12 protein-coding genes and 2 tRNA genes are annotated in these 19,065 nt (G+C 72.6%); 6 read left to right on the top strand and 8 right to left on the bottom strand.

All coding sequences use genetic code 11. The features are described from left to right. Positions 1-21: 21 nt before the first annotated feature. Positions 22-963, bottom strand: coding sequence for a DUF2797 domain-containing protein (locus ACFYYH_RS27345; protein ID WP_388556215.1), 942 nt, complete (start codon positions 961-963; stop codon positions 22-24). A gap of 101 nt (positions 964-1,064) precedes the next feature. Continuing rightward, complete coding sequence (locus ACFYYH_RS27340) at positions 1,065-1,457, bottom strand: hypothetical protein (protein WP_388556212.1); 393 nt, start codon at positions 1,455-1,457, stop codon at positions 1,065-1,067. A gap of 557 nt (positions 1,458-2,014) precedes the next feature. On the opposite strand from ACFYYH_RS27340, the gene ACFYYH_RS27335 reads away from it, so the two are divergent. The 3 genes from ACFYYH_RS27335 to ACFYYH_RS27325 all read left to right on the top strand — a co-directional run bounded on the left by ACFYYH_RS27335 (position 2,015) and on the right by ACFYYH_RS27325 (position 5,461). Further along, on the top strand, positions 2,015-3,421 hold the full coding sequence (locus ACFYYH_RS27335; RefSeq protein ID WP_388556210.1) for an ice-binding family protein: 1,407 nt from the start codon (positions 2,015-2,017) through the stop codon (positions 3,419-3,421). 287 nt (positions 3,422-3,708) lie between these two features. Further along, the gene (locus ACFYYH_RS27330; RefSeq protein ID WP_388556207.1) at positions 3,709-4,293 is read left to right on the top strand and encodes a DUF5819 family protein; all 585 of its coding nucleotides are present in this window, start codon (positions 3,709-3,711) and stop codon (positions 4,291-4,293) included. Further along, on the top strand, positions 4,283-5,461 hold the full coding sequence (locus ACFYYH_RS27325) for an HTTM domain-containing protein (RefSeq protein WP_388556204.1): 1,179 nt from the start codon (positions 4,283-4,285) through the stop codon (positions 5,459-5,461). The genes ACFYYH_RS27330 and ACFYYH_RS27325 overlap by 11 nt, the downstream gene beginning before the upstream one ends. A 357-nt stretch (positions 5,462-5,818) precedes the next feature. Here ACFYYH_RS27325 and ACFYYH_RS27320 read toward each other — a convergent pair. Together ACFYYH_RS27320 and ACFYYH_RS27315 are read right to left on the bottom strand one after the other, a co-directional pair. Further along, positions 5,819-5,891, bottom strand: a tRNA-Arg gene (locus ACFYYH_RS27320). 204 nt (positions 5,892-6,095) lie between these two features. Beyond that, positions 6,096-6,186: transfer RNA gene (locus ACFYYH_RS27315), tRNA-Ser, on the bottom strand. Positions 6,187-6,397: 211 nt separating this feature from the next. Between ACFYYH_RS27315 and ACFYYH_RS27310 the strand changes: the two genes are divergently transcribed. Both ACFYYH_RS27310 and ACFYYH_RS27305 read left to right on the top strand, forming a co-directional pair. Beyond that, a complete protein-coding gene (locus tag ACFYYH_RS27310) occupies positions 6,398-6,943 on the top strand; it encodes an SSI family serine proteinase inhibitor (RefSeq protein ID WP_388556201.1) in 546 nt (181 codons plus the stop codon). Positions 6,944-7,246: 303 nt separating this feature from the next. Then, complete coding sequence (locus ACFYYH_RS27305; protein ID WP_388556198.1) at positions 7,247-12,253, top strand: PAS domain-containing protein; 5,007 nt, start codon at positions 7,247-7,249, stop codon at positions 12,251-12,253. A 209-nt stretch (positions 12,254-12,462) separates the two neighbouring features. On the opposite strand, the gene ACFYYH_RS27300 is transcribed toward ACFYYH_RS27305, so the two are convergent. The 3 genes from ACFYYH_RS27300 to ACFYYH_RS27290 form a co-directional block, all read right to left on the bottom strand. After that, positions 12,463-14,109, bottom strand: coding sequence for a long-chain fatty acid--CoA ligase (locus tag ACFYYH_RS27300; RefSeq protein ID WP_388556196.1), 1,647 nt, complete (start codon positions 14,107-14,109; stop codon positions 12,463-12,465). 305 nt (positions 14,110-14,414) lie between these two features. Then, on the bottom strand, positions 14,415-15,020 hold the full coding sequence (locus ACFYYH_RS27295; protein WP_388556193.1) for a SigE family RNA polymerase sigma factor: 606 nt from the start codon (positions 15,018-15,020) through the stop codon (positions 14,415-14,417). Between the two features lie 471 nt (positions 15,021-15,491). Next, positions 15,492-15,803, bottom strand: coding sequence for a hypothetical protein (locus ACFYYH_RS27290; protein WP_388556190.1), 312 nt, complete (start codon positions 15,801-15,803; stop codon positions 15,492-15,494). 333 nt (positions 15,804-16,136) lie between these two features. Between ACFYYH_RS27290 and ACFYYH_RS27285 the strand changes: the two genes are divergently transcribed. After that, on the top strand, positions 16,137-17,126 hold the full coding sequence (locus tag ACFYYH_RS27285; RefSeq protein WP_388556187.1) for a bifunctional DNA primase/polymerase: 990 nt from the start codon (positions 16,137-16,139) through the stop codon (positions 17,124-17,126). A gap of 261 nt (positions 17,127-17,387) precedes the next feature. On the opposite strand, the gene ACFYYH_RS27280 is transcribed toward ACFYYH_RS27285, so the two are convergent. Continuing rightward, the gene (locus ACFYYH_RS27280) at positions 17,388-18,707 is read right to left on the bottom strand and encodes a hypothetical protein (protein ID WP_388556184.1); all 1,320 of its coding nucleotides are present in this window, start codon (positions 18,705-18,707) and stop codon (positions 17,388-17,390) included. Positions 18,708-19,065 lie beyond the last annotated feature (358 nt).

Raw genomic sequence — 19,065 nt, 5'->3', positions numbered from 1 at the left:
CCGTCCCACCGGTCGACGAGGTCAGAAGAGCCCATCCTGCACGTCCCCGCCGGACAGGGCGCGCACGGGTACGGTGATCGCGCCGCCGGCCCCTGCCGCACCCCGTCCCACCCCGTCCCCCGCCAGCTCCCAGCCGGTCATGAGCCGGGTGTCGAGGACCACGAGCCCGCCGTCCCCGGTGGCGAGATGGAGATCGGGCCCGGCGGCGGCGACCAGCCGCCCCGCGACGCGCCCGCCGTCCACCAGCTCGCTCACCACGCCCGTGGCAGGCGCGAGACCGTCCAGGCCGAAGACCTCCGTATGGTCCACCGCCGTGAACCCCACCCGCTCCAGGGAGTGCGGCCATCCCTCCAGCGCGACCGCCCGCGCGTGCACCTCCTCGATCTCGGCGGCCCGTTCCGCCCGGGGCGGCAGCGCGGACCGTACGGCGCGCTTCTCCGCGTACGGAATCCGGTCCGGCACCCCCAGCGCCGTGCGCAACAACTCCTCGGTCCGGCGCGCCGCCATCAGCGGCCCCCGCCCGAGCCAGCCGAACACCACGGCCCCCTGCTCCAGCAACCGCGCCGGTCCTCGCTCCTCGGCGGTGATCCCGACCTTCACCAACCCCGGTCCGAACCAGGCGAGATAGACGCGATAGGTCCGTGGGTCGTCGGCGACGGTGTCGGCCGCCACGGAGTGCGCCCGGTCCAGCCGCGCGCACTCGGGGCACAGCCCGCCGGTGCTCCGCCCGCCGATCGCCGCCCCGAGGGGACACACATTCCCGCGCGCGCCCCCACATCCCCGTATCCCCAGCGCCCGGAACCCCAGCTCGAACCCCCACCGCAGCTCCCGCTCCCGCCGCTCCCGTCCCCTCTCCCACAGCAGCGCGGGCCCCGCCCCGCCCCACCGAAGGCCCCGGCACCGCCAGAACGCACGCGTGAGCCCGTCACCACCGGCACGGCGGCCCGCGACGGCGGCGCTCATCCGTCATCACCACGCTCCCGTATCACCACGCACCCCGCTCACACCCGCTCCACACCCGCCGCCCGGCCCCCCAGCGCCCGCGCGGCCGCGGTCCGGCCGGATCAGTCGCCGGAAGCGCCCCAGAAGTAGATCTCCCGAGGCTCTCCCCGCCCATCGTGCAGCACCACGCACCGCCCCTGCCAACGCTCGAATCCGAAGGCCTCGAACGCGGGCACATCACTCCGGGTGGGCTTCGAGGTGCCCAGAACACGCAGCGCCTCATCCTCGGGCACCGGTATCAGAACACCGTCTTCCGGATATTCGCCGGGACCGGCTATCCGGAAGATATCCAGGATCGAATGCGTACCGCTCTCCTGGACGGACTCGTCCTCCCACAGCTCTTCCAAAGTGCCCGGCCGCGGACCGTCCTCCTGATCCCAGTAGTAGTCACGCTCCTCGAACACCTTGCGCCGCAACTCCTCGAATGCCGTCCCGAGGTCCTCCTGATACGGCACCGAATAATCCCACCCTGACGCACCCACGACATGCCCCTCCCCACACCGATGAACCTGCTATGGACGCTAACATCCCCCACTGACAACGCCCCTCCCGGCCGGACCCGCGCGCAGCGCCGGGGCCCCGCGTCCGAATAGGCCGGGGCAATCCTCCGGCAAGGAAGTGCGTCGCCGCCGGCCCGCTTCTTCGCGCCGTTCTTCGCGCCATCCACCGTCGCGGACCTGCGCGAGAAGCCGAAGAAAGGTTTCTTCGTATATATCCTCCGCCCTCGCCCGCCGGAATCCCTCACCGGCCCGCTTCTCGCGCCCCCGACCCTGCCCCGATCCCGGTCGCCTCACAACACGCCGAAAGACGAACGCTTCGAAGTGCCATTGAATAGCGATTTCACGGGGATCACTCGTATGCCCCACATAAATGGGCACTCGGCAGTGTTGTATGCCAACGACAGAAATGGACGGTCTGTGCGACCCGGGAAGTGCCCGTTACGCCACCGTCTCACTCAGGAGTTGGTCCCTCGATGACGCTTCATTTCCCTGTCGCGGCTCTACGGCGCACAATGTCGGCCTGGGTTGGGGCAGCGCTCACCGTACTGCTCGCCGCCACCGTGGTCGCCGCCACGACCACGCGAGCGAATGCCATCGCGACACCTGTGCCTCTGGGCACGGCGGCCAGTTTCGCCGTGCTGGCCGGTCAGTCGGTCACCAACACCGGTCCCTCGGTGATCACCGGAGACCTCGGGGTAAGCCCGGGAACGGCCATCACCGGATTCCCCCCGGGCCTGGTGATCGGTGTTCAGCACTCCGCCGACGCCGTGGCTCTTCAGGCCCAGTCCGACCTGGTCGCCGCGTACAACAACGCCGCCGGCCAGGCGACGGACGCCGCCCTTCCGCCGGACGCGGGCGGTCTGACCCTCGTTCCCGGCGTCTACACCGCCGCTTCGACGCTCGGGCTCACCGGCACCCTCACCCTGGACGCCCAGGGTGACCCCAACGCCGTGTGGGTCTTCCAGGTCGGCTCGGGTCTGACGACGGCCTCCGCCAGCCAGGTGCTCCTCATCAACGGCGCTTCGCCGTGCAATGTGTTCTGGCAGGTCGGCAGCTCGGCCACGCTGGGCACCGGCAGCACGTTCGTGGGCACCATCCTGGCCCTGACCTCGATCACGGTGACCACGAACGCGAGCATCGACGGCCGGGCGCTGGCCCGTAACGGTTCGGTGACGCTGGACACCAACCGGATCACCCGCCCGCAGTGCTCCAGCACCACGACGGGCGCCACCACCGGCGCCACGACCGGCGCCACGACCGGCGCCACCACGGGCGTCACCACGAGCGGCACGACCGGCGCCACCACCGGTGTCACCACGAGCGGCACGACCGGTTCCCTCACCGGAGGCACCACCGGCGCCACCACCGGAGGCACGACGGGCGGCGCCACGAGCGGCGTGCTCGGCGGCCTGACAACGGGTGGTGTCACCAACGGCGGCGTCCTGGGCGGTGTCCTGACGGGCGGCGTCGTCGCGGGGAACACGGCCGGCAACATCTCCGGCGGCAATGTCACCGGCGGAAACGCCCCCAAGCCCCCGCACCGCAAGCCCATCCACGGCCACCACGGCAAGAAGCCCCACTTCGGCAAGCCCGGCCACCACGGCAAGCCCCACTTCGGCAAGCCCGGCCATCGCCCCGACCACGGCTGGCACCACGGCCCGGACCACGGCAAGCCCGATCACGGCCCGGACAACGGTCCTGACCACGGTCCCGACCACGGCAAGCCCGACCACGGCCCCGACCACGGCCCCGACCACGGTCCCGACCACGGCAAGCCCGACCACGGCCCGGACAACGGCAAGCCGCGCGGCTGGAACGGCCACCAGGGCTACGGCAACAAGCCGGACATGTCCGGTGGCTTCGGCGGCGGCGAGGGCCACGACGGCCCGCCCGCCGAGCACAGGAACGTCAACGGCTGAGAGCACGAGACGTCCACAGCTGAAAGCACGAGCAGAACCGGTGGCGCGCGACGGATCGTTCTCGATCCCGTCGCGCGCCACCGCTGAAGGTCCAGAACACACGCAAGTGAACAGCCGAGTTGGGAAGGCCGGGTGGGGCTGTGCCGGGTGGCGTTGAATCAGTGGATGTGAAGGACCGGGAGCGGACGGGGGCCACACCCGCCGCACCGGAACCGTCCGGGCGGCCGGGCGCGGCCCGCGGCCCGTCGGTACCGGCCCGTTTGCTGAAGGGGGGGCTGGGAGCCGTCGTGGCCCTGTGCCTGGCGGTCTCCCTGGTCCATGTGGTCATGGTGTTCCTGCATGTGGCCCCGCCGAACCCCGTCTCGCAGCGGCTCAGTCGCCAGGTCACCGCCTGGGTCTATCCGCTGTTCGAGCAGAACTGGCGGCTGTTCGCCCCCGAACCCGAATCGGTCAACCGGCAGATCTCCGCGAGGACCGCGCACACCGCTCCGGACGGCACCGTGCAGGTGAGCACGTGGTTCGATCTGACCGCGGTGGACGGTTCCGCGGTGCGGCACAACGTGTTCCCCAGCCATACGACACAGAACATGCTGCGCCGGGCCTGGACCTCGTACTCCGAACTGCACGGCGCGGACGACGTGCCGAGTACGGAGCGGGCCCTGATGATGCAGAAGTATCTGCGCAATATCGCGGCGCAGCGTGTCGCCGCCCATCGCCGCGGCACCTTCGAGTCCATCCAGCTCCGGGTGATCACCACGCCCATCGGCCCGCCCGCCCCCGTGTCCGGCGACCGGCCCGCGGCGGCGACTCCCCCGGCAGCGCTCGACACCCGTCTTCTCCCCTGGTGGAAGGTGACCTCCGATGGGAACTGAACGAGAGGGGGCCACCATCCCCGCACCTCGCCCCCGCCCCCTGAGCGACCGTCTGCGCGACCGCCTGCGCCGCTGTCCGCGGACGGTCGCGGACAGCACACGCCGCCTCCTCCGCCGGGCCGGTGCGCTCCCCGCCCTGCTGACCGGACGGCCGGTGTCCTTGTACGCCGCGGCGGTGCTGCGCATCGGGTACGGGCTGCTCTATCTCGGCTTCCTGCTCCGTGAGTTCCCGCACCGTAACGAGATCTGGGGGCCGGGTTCGGCGTGGACGCCGGAGCTGGCGAGGGAGCTGTTCGGCCAGACGGACTGGGGCAGCGTCCTCACCCTGTCCGACAGCAGGGCGTATTTCGAGGTCTGTTACGCGGTGGCGGTCGTGACGACCGTGCTGTTCCTGCTGGGCTGGCGGACCAGGGCCGTCTCCCTGCTGTTCGCGGGGGTGGTGGTGTCGTTCCACGGCAGGGCGATCTACATGACGGACGGCGGGGACAATCTCATCCTCCTGATGACCGTCCTCCTCGTCCTGACCGCGTGCGGCCGGCGCTGGTCCCTCGACGCGCGCAGGGCCGGGCTCCGGGCCTCCAGGGGCACGGCGCCGAAGCGGGTGGCCGACCCGGAGGCGAGCGGATTCCCGGCGCAACTCCGCGACGCGCGGACGTCCCTGGTCACCGTGGTGCACAACTGCGGCATGTTCCTGATCGCCGCCCAGATCTGCGTCCTCTACGGCTCCGCGGGCCTGTACAAGGTGCAGGGCAGCTCGTGGGGCAACGGGACCGCCCTCCACTACGTGCTGAACCTCGATCTGTTCCGGCCCTGGCCCGCGCTGTCCCTGATGGCGGACGACCACACGGCCCTGCTCACCCTCACCGGCTACATCACCGTCCTGTTGCAGGTCGCCTTCCCGTTCGTCCTGTTCGGCAGGCTCAAGTACCCCGTGCTGACCATGCTGCTGGGCATGCACATCGGTATCGCGGTGCTCATGGGACTGCCGCTGTTCTCCGGCGCGATGATCGTCGCGGACGCCGCGTTCCTCCCGGACCGCTTCTATCTGTTCCTGGGCCGGCTGTGGAGCCGTACACCGGAGCGGACGGAAGCGGACGAGAGCCTCCCGGAAGGCACCGTGACGGTCCCGGCCCAGACCGGCCCCCTGGCGGTGCAGAGGGCCGGCTGACCGTCCTGGACCCCGCGCCACGCCCCTCCCGCCACCTCGCCCCGGTCGCCCGTCGACCGGGGCGAGGCCGCTGAGGGCAGTAACCAGCCCCGCGTCCTCTCGTTGACCACGACGTGTCGAGTCCCAACCCGGCCTCCGAGCCCTGGGCGAGGGTTGGCGCGGCCGGGCTGCCGGTGACCTCCGCTTCCCGTCCTGGACGGTCGCCGTCAGCCGTCGCCGCCACGGCAGACCCGGAGGCCCTGCCGATCTTCCGGCAGGGCCTCCGGCCATCCACCCACCCGCGGTCGCCATCGGTCGGCACCGTCACGGAAACGCCGGAGGCCCGATCGATTCCTCGATCGGGCCTCCGGCGTGCTGTGCACTCGGCAGGATTCGAACCTGCAACCTTCTGATCCGTAGTCAGATGCTCTATCCGTTAAGCTACGAGTGCTTGGCTTTCCGGGCTTTTCTTCCCGGTCGGCGTTGCGGGAACAACATTACATGACCTGTGGCGCCAGGTGAAATCCATTGCCCGCACCAGCCCTGACCTGCGAAAACGGCTGGAATCACGGGAATCGACCACTGCGCACGGCATACGGGCGGCGCGCGGACGACCGAAGCCCCGGCCGGTGGCCGGGGCTTCGGTGATCATGCGCGGAGGCGGAGGGATTTGAACCCTCGATGGGCTTTAAGACCCAAACCGCATTAGCAGTGCGGCGCCATAGACCGGACTAGGCGACGCCTCCAGCACACCCGCGCGGGCGCGAGTGGTGCGATGCAGATGATGACACAGCCAGGTGGGGTGTCACCAATCGCTCCTCACGGTACTAGGCGGGCGGGGCACAGAGCAAAGCCCTTCCGGGTGCGCAACGCCGGAGCCCGAGGCGCGTTAGAGAGGTCGGGGCGCCGCCCCCGGATCCGTACCGCCCCTGGATCCGTAACCCGTCAGGAGCTTCCATGCCGCGTCGTCTCTCCCTCATCGCCGCCGTCTCCATGGCCGCGTCGGCCGCCCTGCTGGGGGCCGTGGCGCCCGCCGCCGTCGCCGGTTCCTCCGTCCCGGATCTCCCCCTCTCCCGGCTCGCTCCGGTTCCTGCGCCGCTGCCGGCGCCCTCGGAAGAAGGCGCCTCGGAAGGAGGCGCCTCGGAGACGGCCGGCACCTCGGAGACGGCCGCCGCCGGCGCGTTCACCATCACCGTCGCGGACACCGGGTTCGCGGGGACCGACGGGACGTTCAAACTGACGTGCGGACCGGTCGGCGGGACGCATCCCCGGGCGCGGGCCGCCTGCGAGCGGCTGGCCGAGTTGCGGCGCGCGGGGCAGGATCCGTTCGCGCCGGTGACGCCGGGCGCCCTGTGCACCATGCAGCACGGCGGCGACGCCACCGCCCGGATCACCGGCATCTGGCACGGCCACCGCGTCCACGCCTTCTTCGACCGGAAGAACGGCTGCGAGATCGCCCGCTGGCGCACGCTGGAGCCGGTCCTGCCGAGGACCAGGCCGTAAGCCCCCGTTCGCGCCTTCCGCACCCCGGGACCGTAAGGGCGCGCCTGTCGCACCCCGGGCCCGTACGGCTCGGAACCGGGACGCGTCGGCACGGTGACCGGGCGATGACAGGCAGCGAGGTCCTGTCCCGGCGGAGGCCAATCCGGGGCCATTCGCACAGAACCCTCATCAAGGCTCCGGCTCATCCGCCGCCGCGGTCACCTCCCCAGCCCTTAGACTCCCTCCAGTGACATGCCAGGACCCGGGAGGCAAGATGGGTGCGGCGGTCCGCAAGGTGCAGTGGGTCAGGGAGGAAGCGTCGTCGTGAGCAGCAGGCCATCCCGAGGCGCTGCTCGCCTCGCGGCGATACTCGACGCACTCCCCGACGGCTTGGTGCTCGTCAACGCCAACGGCACGGTCGTCAACGCCAACACCATCGCGCTGGAGATGTTCGAGACCCCCGGCACGGCGCTCGTCGGCCGTGGGCTGCTCGATCTGCTCCCCGAGTTCGACTCCAAGCTGATCCCCGGCTCGATGCGGCGTCCCGACGCGGCGGACGCGCGCGGCCGTACGAAGCCGACGCGCATGGTCGCGCGGCGCACGGACGGCAGTGAGTTCCCGGCCGAGGTCACCAGCGCGAGCCTGGAGGACGGCAGGGACGCGTACAACGACTCGCACAGCTACACCGGCGACGAGCTGTTGATGCTGGTCGTACGGGATCTCTCCGGCACCATGGACACCGAGGCCGAGCTGGCACGCTCGCAGCGCCAGACCGAGATGATCCTGCGGGCCGCCTCGGAGGGTGTCGTCGGTACGGACACCGAAGGACGGGTCGTTCTCGTCAATCCCGCCGCCGCGCAGATCCTCGGCTTCCGCGCCAGCGATCTCGGCGGCCACCAGCTCCACCCGCTGATCCTGCACTCGCGCGCGGACGGCGAGCCGTTCCCCTACGCGGACTCGCCCCTCGCCGACACGCTGAGGTCGGGACGGAAGCACCGGGTGCGCGGCCAGGTCCTGTGGGCGAAGAACGGCAAGCAGGTGCCGGTGGATCTCACCACCGCGCCGGTACGCGACGGCGACCAGCTCGTCGGCGCCGTCATGACCTTCACCGACCGCCGTCCGCTGGACGAGCTGACCAAGCAGCACGCCGACGAACTGGAGGAGGCGGCGGAGCGGCACACGGCCGAGCTGACCGCCACGACCGACCGGCTCACCACCGAGCTGACGGAGACGACGGACCGGCTCACCACCGAGCTGGCCGAGGCGGCCGAGCAGCACGCGGCCGAGCTGGCGGACCGCAGCGACCGGTACGCGGCCGAGATCGAGGAGCTGACGGAGCGGTACGGGGAGTTGGCCGGCCGGCACTCCCAGCTCACCGCCGTACTCGGGGAATCGCTGCGCGGACCGCTGGAGGAGCTGCGCGGCGAGCTGGGCACGCTCGCCGCCGACCCCGCCGGGCAGCTCTGGCCCGAGGCGAACCAGATCCTGCACCATCTGGCCGCCGGGTACGCGCGGATGACGACACTCGTGGACAACGTCCTCGGCTACCAGCGGCTCGACGCCGGCACGGAACAGCTCGTCAAGACGAACGCCCTGCTCGACGGGGTCGTCGCGGCCGGTGTGGAGGGCGCGATCGAGCTGATCGGCCCCGGCCGGGCGCAGTTCGCGGTGCATGCCCCGCCGATCGAGGCCGAGGTGGACGCGGCGCGGCTGGCGACGGCGCTGGCGCATCTCGTCGCCGATGTGGCCGGGGTCGACTCGACGGGCCGGGCCCGGCTGGTGCCGGGCGGCGGATACGTCGACTCGACGATCGTGGTGGCGGCGGCGCAGCGCGGTGATGTCGTACGGATCGAGGTGCGCGGGCCGTTCGCCGGCGGCGACGCGGTGCACGAGCCGATCGTCCGGGGGATCGTACGAGCGCACGGTGGCGTGTTGCAGACGCACGAGATGCCGGGCCTGGGCGGCAGCGCGTATGTGCTGGAGCTGCCGCTCGGGGAGGGCGCGGGTACGGTTCCGCCGCCCGCCCCGGTGTCTGCGGACCCCCAGCCGGCCCTGCCGGCGCAGCAGCAGGGTCCCGGCACCTCGGGCGGCGGCAGGCGGCGCGCACGGCGCGCGTCCACCGACGCGTTTCTGGAGGGTCCGGCCGAGGACGCCGGGGAGCCGACGGGGCGGCGGCGGGCGCGTGCGGCCGGTGCCAGTGCCGGGAGCGGGGCTTCGGGGACGGCGGCCGGTGTCCAGGGGGATTCCGGGGCTTCCGCCGCCACCGGGGCTCTCGCGGCCTCCGGTGCTTCCGCGGCCTCCGGGGCAGCGGGGGCCGTAGGGACGGCAGGGGTGGTCGGGGCAGCGGGGGCTGTCGGTGGTTCGGCCGCCGAGGGACCCCGGGATCTGATCCCCTCGCAGGACAGCGGCGGCACCGGGCGCCGGCGCGGAAGGCCCAGTCCGGCCGAGGACGTCTCGGTCGGCGGCGCGGGCATGGTGCCCGCCGCAGGACCGGGTACGGCACCAGGTGCGGGAGCGGGCGTAGGTGTGGGGGCGGCCGTCGCGCTGCCCTCCGCCGCGCCGTCCGAAGGCTCGGTGGTCACGGCGGCCGAAGGCGCGCGTCCCACGGGCCGGGCGGCGCTCGGCCAGGCCGTACCGCCGCAGGGTGTACCGGTGGACGCGGCGGCGGGTACGGGACGCCGGGCACGGCACGGCGGGCAGAGGGCGCTTCCGGCGCTTCCTTCCGGGCCCACGGCGCCCGCGCCCGCACCCTCGCCTGGTCCCGAAGCTGTACCGGTGGCCCCCGCGCCCGCTGTGGGCGCCGGTGGGGCCGGTGGGGCCGCGACATCTTCCGTGCCGCCCGCGTCGACCGCTCCGGCCACTTCACCCGCGTCGCCCATGCATGGCGCGCCGTTGATGCCTGGCGCGCCGTCCATGCCTGGCGCTGCGGTGGCGCCGGGTTCGCCGGCCGTGCCTCCCGTGGGCCGGGCTCCGATGCCCGTACCGGCCCAGGGGCCCGTACCGGTCCAGCCTTCGGCTCCCGCGCCGCTGCCGCCCGTACAGCAGGTTCCCGGGCAGTCGATTCCCGCGCAGCAGACGGTTCCGGCGGCCTCGGGGGCGCAGCCTGCCGGGCGCCGTGCCCGGCGGGCGCTGGCTCCCGCGCAGGAACGGCACGCGCCGGCGGAGTCCGAGGGAGCCCGCAGCGCGTTCGCCCTGCCGCCCGCCGCCGCCGACCGCGCCCCGGCGCCCGTCGTCCCGCCGCAGGCCGCCGGGGTTCAGGACGCCTCGTTCCCGGGCCGCCACGACGCGGTACGTACGGCACCGGACGCCGACCACACCCCGCCGCAGGCGCACCCGTTGCCCGCGCCCTCGGGGCGCCGCCGCAGCACCATGGACACCCCGCCCCCCGCGCCCACATGGCCCGAGAGCCCCGTGAACGCGGGCGGCGCGGGCGCCGGGGCCGTGGACGGCCTCACGGGCAGTGGCACCGGTGCCATGCCCCTCGACCCGAACGGCTGGGGGAACCCACCGGCCGCTCCCGGACCCGCGGCTCCCGGACAGGCCGCCCCCGGACAGGCGGCCCCCGGACAGGGCGCCGATCCGGTGTTCAACGGCCCGGGAATGCCCACCACTTCGGGCTTCGGCATGATGACCGGACCGCCGGGCTGGCCCGACGACCCCCGCCCCGCCGCGGGCACGGACGGCTATACGGACGGCTATACGGGCAGTGACACCGGCGGCATGCCGCCCGCCCAGACACCGCCCACGGCCCCGACGGGACCCACAGGACCGGCAGGATTCACGGGACCGGCGGGACCGGCCGCGCCATCCGCCCCGGGAGGCCCGGCCCTTCCGGCGGCCCCGGCGGCCCAGGGCGCTCCAGGTGCCCCGGGTGCGCCAGGTGCGTCCGGTGCGCCGGGTGAGCCCGCCCTCACGGATCCCCGGCGCGGCGCTCATCAACCGCTGCCGCCCGCGCTGCCGCTTCCCGAGGAGACCCCGGTCTCCCCGGACTCCACCCAGGGCCGCGCCTTCAGCGTGCGCACCCTCGGCCAGGGCGTGCCCTTCACCCCTCAGCCGCCCGCGTCGCAGGGCCAGCACCACCCCCAGGGCCAGCACCCGAACCAGGCCCAGCATCCGCACCAGGGCCAGGGCCAGGGCCTCGGCCAGCCCCCGTCCCTCGGGCCCGTACAGCCCGGCGGTCCGGGACAGGTTCAGGGACAGGGACTGGGTCAGGGACAGGGAGCGGGACAGTCCGGGCAGTCCCTCGGCTCGGGCCGGCGCCGCAAGCTCGGTACGCCGCCCGCCGACGCCGACGACCGCTCGGAGCAGAACGCCCGGCCCCACCCCCACGCCCCGTCCCACCTCCAGGCCGCTCCGCAGCCGCAGGGCCAGCAGCACCCCGCGAACCCCTCGGGTCCGTCGAACGCGCCCGCCCCTTCGCACCAGCACCAGCCCCAGCCCGGCGCACCCCAGGGTGGTTCGCGGCTGCCCTCCCCCCATCCCGAGGGCCGGTCGTACGCGATCGGCGCGCCCGACGAGGGCGCCGAGGGTCCCGAGCCGCTGGACGGACCCGGCGGCGCGGTCGAGGTCGCCAACCGCCCCCAGCCACGGCCCGTCGACGACGAACTCCCGCCGGAGCCCCTCGACAACCCCCGTCGGCTGCTGGTCTGGCCCGCGCCCGACGTCTCCACCCAGCAGGCGCTCAGCGACCGTGGCTACCGGCCGGTCGTCGTGCACTCCCGCGAGGAGGTCGACGCGCAGATCGCCGCGTTCCCGGCGGCGCTGTTCGTCGACCCGCTGACCGGACCGATCACCCGTACCGCCCTCCAGTCGCTGCGCCAGGCCGCGGTAGCCGCCGAGGTCCCCGTACTGGTCACGGCGGGTCTGGGCCAGGCGACCAGGGAGGCGGCGTACGGCGCCGACCCGGCCGTACTCCTCAAGGCCCTGGCCCCGCGCGACAGCGAGCAGCACCCGTCGCGCGTGCTGGTGATCGAGGAGCACCAGGAGATCGCGCTCGCGCTGACGGCCACGCTGGAGCGGCGCGGTATGCAGGTCGGGCGCGCGGCCACGGACGACGAGGCGGTCGCCCTCGCCTCCCAGATGCGGCCGAACCTGGTGGTCATGGACCTGATGCAGGTACGGCGGCGACGCGCGGGCATCATCGACTGGCTGCGGGCCAACGGCCAGTTGAACCGGACCCCCCTGGTCATCTACACCTCGGCGGGCATCGACCCGGCGGAGCTGCCCCGGCTCGCCTCCGGGGAGACCGTCCTGTTCCTCGCGGAGCGCTCCACCAGTACCGAGGTGCAGTCCCGGATCGTCGAACTCCTGGCGAAGATCGGGACAAACTAGACATCGCGCCGGACGGACGGGCCGTTGCGGACGCCGGGGGCAGGCATGGACCGCCCCCGGCCGGCGCGTTCCGGACCGACGATTTTCCTGGACCCCGGGTGTGGTGAAACCGGGTGCGGTGAAACCGGGTGCGGTGAAACCGGGTGTACGCGAACCCGGTTGGGGGCGAACCTGGTTGGGGGCGAACCCGGTTGGGGGCGGCGTCCTCGCTAGACGCGGGTGACGTCCAGTTCCCCGTCCGCGTACTGCCTGCGGATCACCTTCTTGTCGAACTTCCCCACGCTCGTCTTCGGCACCGCCTCCACCACCGCCCACCGCTCCGGTAGCTGCCACTTCGCGATCTTCCCGGCGAGGAACTTCTTGAGCGACTCGTAATCGGCCGTCGCACCGTCCTTCAGGACGACCGTCGCGAGGGGCCGCTCGCCCCACTTCTCGTCCGGTACGGCCACGACCGCCGCCTCCGCCACCTCCGGGTGGGCCATCAGCGCGTTCTCCAGCTCCACGCTGGAGATCCATTCACCACCGGACTTGATGACGTCCTTGGCGCGGTCGGTGAGCGTGAGGTAGCCGTCGGGGCTGATGACCCCGACATCGCCCGTCCGCAGCCAGCCGTCCGGGCTGAACTTGTCCTCGGGCTTGATCGGTTCGCCCGTCGCACCGCCGTAGTAGGAGCCCGCGATCCACGGCCCGCGTACCTCCAGTTCGCCGGCCGACTCCCCGTCCCAGGGCAGCAGGTCGCCCCCGGGCCCGGCGAGGCGCGCCTCGACACCGGCCGGGAAACGGCCCTGCGTGACGCGGTACGGCCACTCCTCGTCGGCCGTCAGCCCGGCGGGCGGGTTGGACGTCGTGCCGAGCGGCGACGTCTCCGTCATGCCCCAGGCGTGACAGAGGCGTACGCCGAGCTTGTCGTACGCCTCCATCAGCGCCGGCGGACAGGCGGAACCGCCGATGGTGACACGGGCCATGGAGGTGAGATCGCGCGGACGCGCGGTGACCTCGGCGAGCAGCCCCTGCCAGATGGTGGGGACGGCGGCGGCGTGCGTGGGCCGCTCGCTCTCGATCATCTCGGCGAGCGGAGCGGGCTGGAGGAAACGGTCGGGCATCAGCATGTTCACGCCGGTCATAAAGGTGGCGTGGGGCAGGCCCCAGGCGTTCACATGAAACTGCGGTACGACGATCAGGGTGGTGTCCCGGTCCGTCAGCCCCATCGACTCGGCCATGTTGACCTGCATCGCGTGCAGGTAGATCGAACGGTGCGAGTAGACAACGCCCTTGGGGTCCCCGGTGGTGCCCGAGGTGTAGCACATGGCCGCGGCGGCCCGTTCGTCCAGCTCGGGCCAGTCGAAGGTGGCGGGACGGCCGGCGATCAGCTCCTCGTACTCATGCACCCGCGCGGACACCCCGTCGAGCGGCGCGCGGTCGCCGGGACCGGAGACGACGACATGCTCGACGGTCGGCAGATGGGGGAGGAGCGGGGCGAGCAGCGGCAGCAGCGAGCCGTTCGCGAACACCACGCGGTCGGCGGCGTGGTTGACGATCCAGACGAGCTGTTCGGGCGGGAGCCGGAGGTTGAGGGTGTGGAGTATCGCGCCCATGGACGGGATCGCGAGATACGCCTCGACGTGCTCGGAGTTGTTCCACATGAGCGTGGCGACGCGCTCGTCGGGGCCGACACCGAGTTCGTCGCGCAGGGCGCCGGCGAGCCGTGTCGCGCGCCCGCCGATCTCGGCGAAGGTGCGGCGCTCCGGCTCGTTCCCACCGGTCCAGGTCGTGACCTGTGACGCTCCATGGATGGTCATCCCGTGGTGCAGGATGCGGGTCACGGTCAGCGGTACGTCCTGCATGGTGCTCAGCACGGCAGCGTCCTCCCGGTCGGCGTCAGCGCTACGCGGCGGCAGCGGTACGGGTTGCGGAGATTCTGCGCACGTACCGCGCGGTATGTCACTACCGGGGAACGGGAAAGACCGGGAAGGGAGACGCGTCGTCAACGGGCGTTCGACAGTGGACAGTTGTCGGTGGGCAGTCGCCGGCAGGCAGTTGCCGGCGGACGACCGTCGGCGGGCAGTGGTCGGCCAGGCAGGCATGCGGTCGTGGGCGGGCAGTCGCCGGTGGGCGGTGGGCGGTGGGCGGTGGGCGGTCGCCGGTGGACGGTGGACGGCCCTCAGCGGACAGGGGAGAGATCCGGGTCCTCCCGCAGCTTGCCGAGGGCACGGGACACCGCGCTCTTGACCGTACCGATCGAGACCCCGAGCACCTCGGCGGTCTGGGCCTCGCTCAGATCCTCGTAGTACCGCAGGACCACCATCGCCCGCTGTCGGTCGGGCAGTTTCATCACCGCGCGCCACATCGCGTCATGGAGCACCTGCCGCTCGGCGGGGTCCGGCTCCGGCAGGCTCTCGGGTTCCGGCAGTTCCTCGCAGGCGAACTCGTCGACCTTGCGCTTGCGCCACTGCGAGGTACGGGTGTTGAGCAGGGCGCGGCGGACATAACCGTCCAGGGCACGGTGGTCCTCGATCCGGTCCCAGGCGACATACGTCTTGGTGAGCGCCGTCTGGAGCAGATCCTCGGCGTCGCACGGGTTGGAGGTCAGGGAACGCGCGGTCCGCAGCAGCACGGGCCCCCGCGCCCGTACGTACGAGGAGAACGACGCGTAGGTCGAGTAGGCGGGGCGCGGCGCGTACGGAACGGCCGGCGCGTGAGGTGCGTAGGGCGCGTGCGCGGCCGGTTTGGCGGCCGTGGAGGCACTCGTGCAGACAGGCGTGGTCATGGCTCCACGCTAGGAGTGAGCCCCGCCCCGGGGGATCGGCCCCAGGTCCCGAAGCGATGTCCGCCTCAGGGTGTAGGGGAGGTGCCGGCCCCACCTCCTGAAGGTGGAGGAGGGGCGGGGAGACGGTCAGGGTAGACCCGGGGGAGCCCAGGGGCGGGCCTGACGGACGAAGAGGCGCGGCGGGCCCCGAACGGCGCGTACGACGGGCCCACGACGGCCTCCGGCGGACCGCGCGGCGGGCCACACGGCGGGCCCAGACACCCCCGGGTGGACACCGCGCGGCGGACCGCCGACGATGCCCGCAACGAACCGGGCGACGGACCCCGGACACCTCCCGACGGACCGCGCGGCGGTCCCCGGCGAGTCCCCGTCGGGCCTCCGATGGCGCCCACAACGACCGCGCGACGGCACCGGAGTGCCGCCGCGCAGTTCACCGTTCACCCCTCGGTCGTCCCCCCGTCGGGCCGCGATCTACCAGTGACTGGCGAAGTTCACCGCGACGTTCTCGTTGGACTGGTCGATGGCCGTCCAGCCCGTACCGATCACGTTCGCGGTGTTGTTCTGGTTGGAGGCGCCGGCACCGGTCGCCACCTGCTGGGTGGTCGTCGAGTTGCCGGAGTTGCTCCCGCCCACACCGCTGCCGGCCAGCGTGGCCACGCTCGCGTTCCACTCGTTGTCGGAGAAGGTGTCGTCGTCGGCCTGGGCCACGCCGGTGAACAGCGCGGCGGCAAGGGGCAGGGCGGCAACGGCGGCGAAGGCACGAGCGGTACGGAAGCTTGCCATATCAGTTCCTCCAGAACGAAGTACGGGTGTTTCCAAGGCAGTTGGCCGACCGCCTCGGTCGTTGTGACGACGTCGCGACCTCAGAGTTGCCCATCGCATCTCGCGCGAACCACCCCGGACTCCCCGATTCCCCCGCAAGCGTGAGGACAAGTCGATAAACCCCTATGCACCCCAAAACCGCGTTCCCCCTCCCCGATAATCGACAAATCCCCACAAGGATGGAAGGCGAGCCGGTCACCGAAGCGGACGAATCGTTTCATCCCGCACCCCTCACGGACGGCTCGGGCGACCGTCCCCCTTCCGTTCTTCGAACGCTTGTACGAACATAGAAGCATGGCCACCACCGCCCGGCACCCCGCCACCCTGGCCCTCGCTCACGCGCTGTCCGCCGCCGAACGTGGGCTCCCCGTCTTCCCCCTGTCCCCCACCAAGCTCCCCGCGCTGCGCTCACCCCACCGGGACGAGCCCGAACGAGGCCGTTGCCGTGGCGAGTGCGGGCTCCTGGGCCATGGCGTCCACGACGCCACCACCGACCCCACCGGCGTACGCGCCCTCTTCGCCGCCGCGCCCTGGGCGACGGGTTACGGCATCGCCTGCGGGCGTCCACCGCATCAGCTCATCGGTATCGATCTCGATGTCACCGGCCCGACCGACCCGACCGGCAATCCGACCGGCGGCCTGACCGGTGGCCCGACCGGCGACTCGACCAGCGGCCCGACCGGCGGCCCGACCGGCGGCCCGACCAGGGACTCGACCAGCGGCCCGACCGGCCCGGTTCCGGACTCGGTGGCCGCGCTCCAGCAGATCGCACTCCAGCATCCGTTCACGCTGCCGGAGACGGTGGTCGTGCTGACCCCCAGCGGTGGCCGGCACATCTGGCTGACAGGACCGCCGAACGTCGTCGTGCCCAACTCCGCCGGCCGGCTCGCCCCCGGCATCGACGTACGCGGCGCGGGCGGCTATCTGGTGGGGCCGGGCTCGGTCACGGCCCGGGGCGCCTACCGGCCTGCCCCCGGTACGGAGGGGCTGGCGCCCGCGCCCTGCCCGCGCGCGCTGCTGCGCCTGCTCACTCCTCCGGCCCGCCCCCGACACCGTGGCCAGGACCGGCCCGCGCGGGGCGACGGCCTGGTGCAGTTCGTACGGGCGGCACACGCGGGCCAGCGCAACACCCGGCTGTTCTGGGCGGCCTGCCGCGCGTACGAACACGGCTTCGGTGACGCACTCGTGGAGCCGCTCGTCGACGCCGCCGTACGCACAGGGCTGGACGAACACGAGGCGCGCGCCACCATCGCCTCGGCGGCCCGGCTGACGGCACGCCCGTAAGCACGCAGTCGCTCGGGCAGTCGGGCGCGCAGGCGCTGTGCCGTGCTCTGCCGTGTCGCGGCCGGGCGCTTTGGGGGGAGCGCGGCCTGGCGGGGCGCGGCGGGCGGCGCAGCGCAGCGCGGCTCAGCGTAGCCCGGTATGGCCCGTTATGGCCTGGTGCGGCGCAGCGCGGCTCAGCGCAAGCCCGGTGTGGCCCGGTATGGCCCGGTGCGGCGTCGGTGCGCGAGCGGAGGGCGCCGTACCAGGGAAGCCGGAGAACGGTCAGGAAGCGCTGCCGCCCCTGCGCCGGCGTACCCCCAGGACCAGCACTCCGCCGAGCGCGGTGGCCGCGACCGCCGTGCCCGCCATGAGCGGTGTGCCCTCGGCACCGGTGGCCGCGAGGCTCCCGGAGGGCGTGAGGGCCGAGGGCGCGAGGGACCCCTGCTGCTGCGGGGTGCTCCCGCCCGTACCGCCGGAGCCCGACGCCGCCCCGGCGCCACCGGTTCCGGTGCCGCCACCGTCGGTACCGGAACCGCCCCCGGCCGCCGGCCCCGACCCGGACCCGGAACCACCGCCGGAACCCGTGCCCGCCGTATCTCCCGTGCCTCCCGTGCCTCCCGCACCACCCGTACCTGCCCCGCCGGTCCCCGACCCCGAACCGTTCCCGGCCCCCAGGACCTGGACATTGATCTTCGCCCGGTCGTTGTCGGCGTTGGGGTCGAATTCCGGGCGGATGTCGTAGACCGAGGTGGCCTTCACTTCCCCTGAGGTGTCCCGCGCACCCTTCTTGATCTTCAGGCCGAAGGTGAACGCGTTGACCTCACCCGGGTCCTGCGTCCAGTCGGAGGGGTGGCAGACATAGCGCGGCTTTCCCGGCTCGGACGGCCCCGTCGGTCCGTCCACGCCGAACGGCTGGCACAGCTCGGGCACGTCCACCGCCGTCGTGCCCGGGGGAATGGTGACCATGAGCGCGGGCTGATCGTCGCTCACGTTGTTCTGCACCCAGCCGGGGCCGTGGTTGCGCAGCGCGACCGTGACGGAGACGGCGCTGCCCGCCTTCCCCTTGGCCCGGTCGCCCTGGGCGGCGAGATCGGCGGAACTGTCCGCGTCCACCGCCAGCCGGTGATGGCTCTCGTCGAACCCCTCGCCCGGTTCGGCACCGGTCCGGCCCGTCCCGTACTGGACGACCTCCATCAGCGCGTTCGCCCGGACCTTGAACCGTACGGGCACGGTGATGCTCTTCCCGGGCTCGATCACGGTCTCCAGCCGGCAGAGAGCCTGGCCCACCTGGTCGGGGAGGGTGGTGTACGTGCATCCCGCGGCGATCTCGGGGAACTCCAGCCCGCGGGTGAGCCGTACCCGGAAGACGACCTCTTCGGCAGCGGCGGTGCCGTTGTTCGTGACCGTCACCGCGTCCTGCCGCAGCTCGCCGATCTTCAGAGCTCTCCCGGGCAGTTCCGTCACCACCAACCGCGCCTGTCCTCCGCCGCCGTCGGCCCACGCGGCCGGCACCGGACCGGCCACACCGACGACGGGCACGACGGCGGCCATCGCGGCGCCGGCGGCCACCACAGCGGTCGAGGGACGGAGACGATGGCGCACAGGGGCTCTCCTCGGCAGGGAAACAGAGAACGAACTACGGATGCACGCGAAGTGCTGTTCGCTCTCCAGACCCTTGAGGAACGGTGGAGGTTGTAGCCCGGCCCGCCGAAAGCCCAACAGGCGCACACTTCACGCTTGAACCCGGAACCCGGAACCCGGAACCCGGACCCCGGCCTCCAGGCCCTGGCCGCCCTCTTCCTCACGCCGCCCAGCTCGCAACACCCACCATCCGGGCAACAGGACCTGAGAAGCCAGCCCACTGACTAGTAGTGCTTGGTCATGTTGGTGCGAGGTCTGGCATGTCGCGGTGACAGGTGGGGCAGGCGCCGGTCCAGATCGCGAGGAGTATCTGCAGTTC

Source organism: Streptomyces sp. NPDC002018 (assembly GCF_042890865.1).
GTDB lineage: Bacteria > Actinomycetota > Actinomycetes > Streptomycetales > Streptomycetaceae > Streptomyces.
Note: the sequence above shows the minus strand (reverse complement) of the source record. Positions and strands in the feature narration are given on the sequence as shown.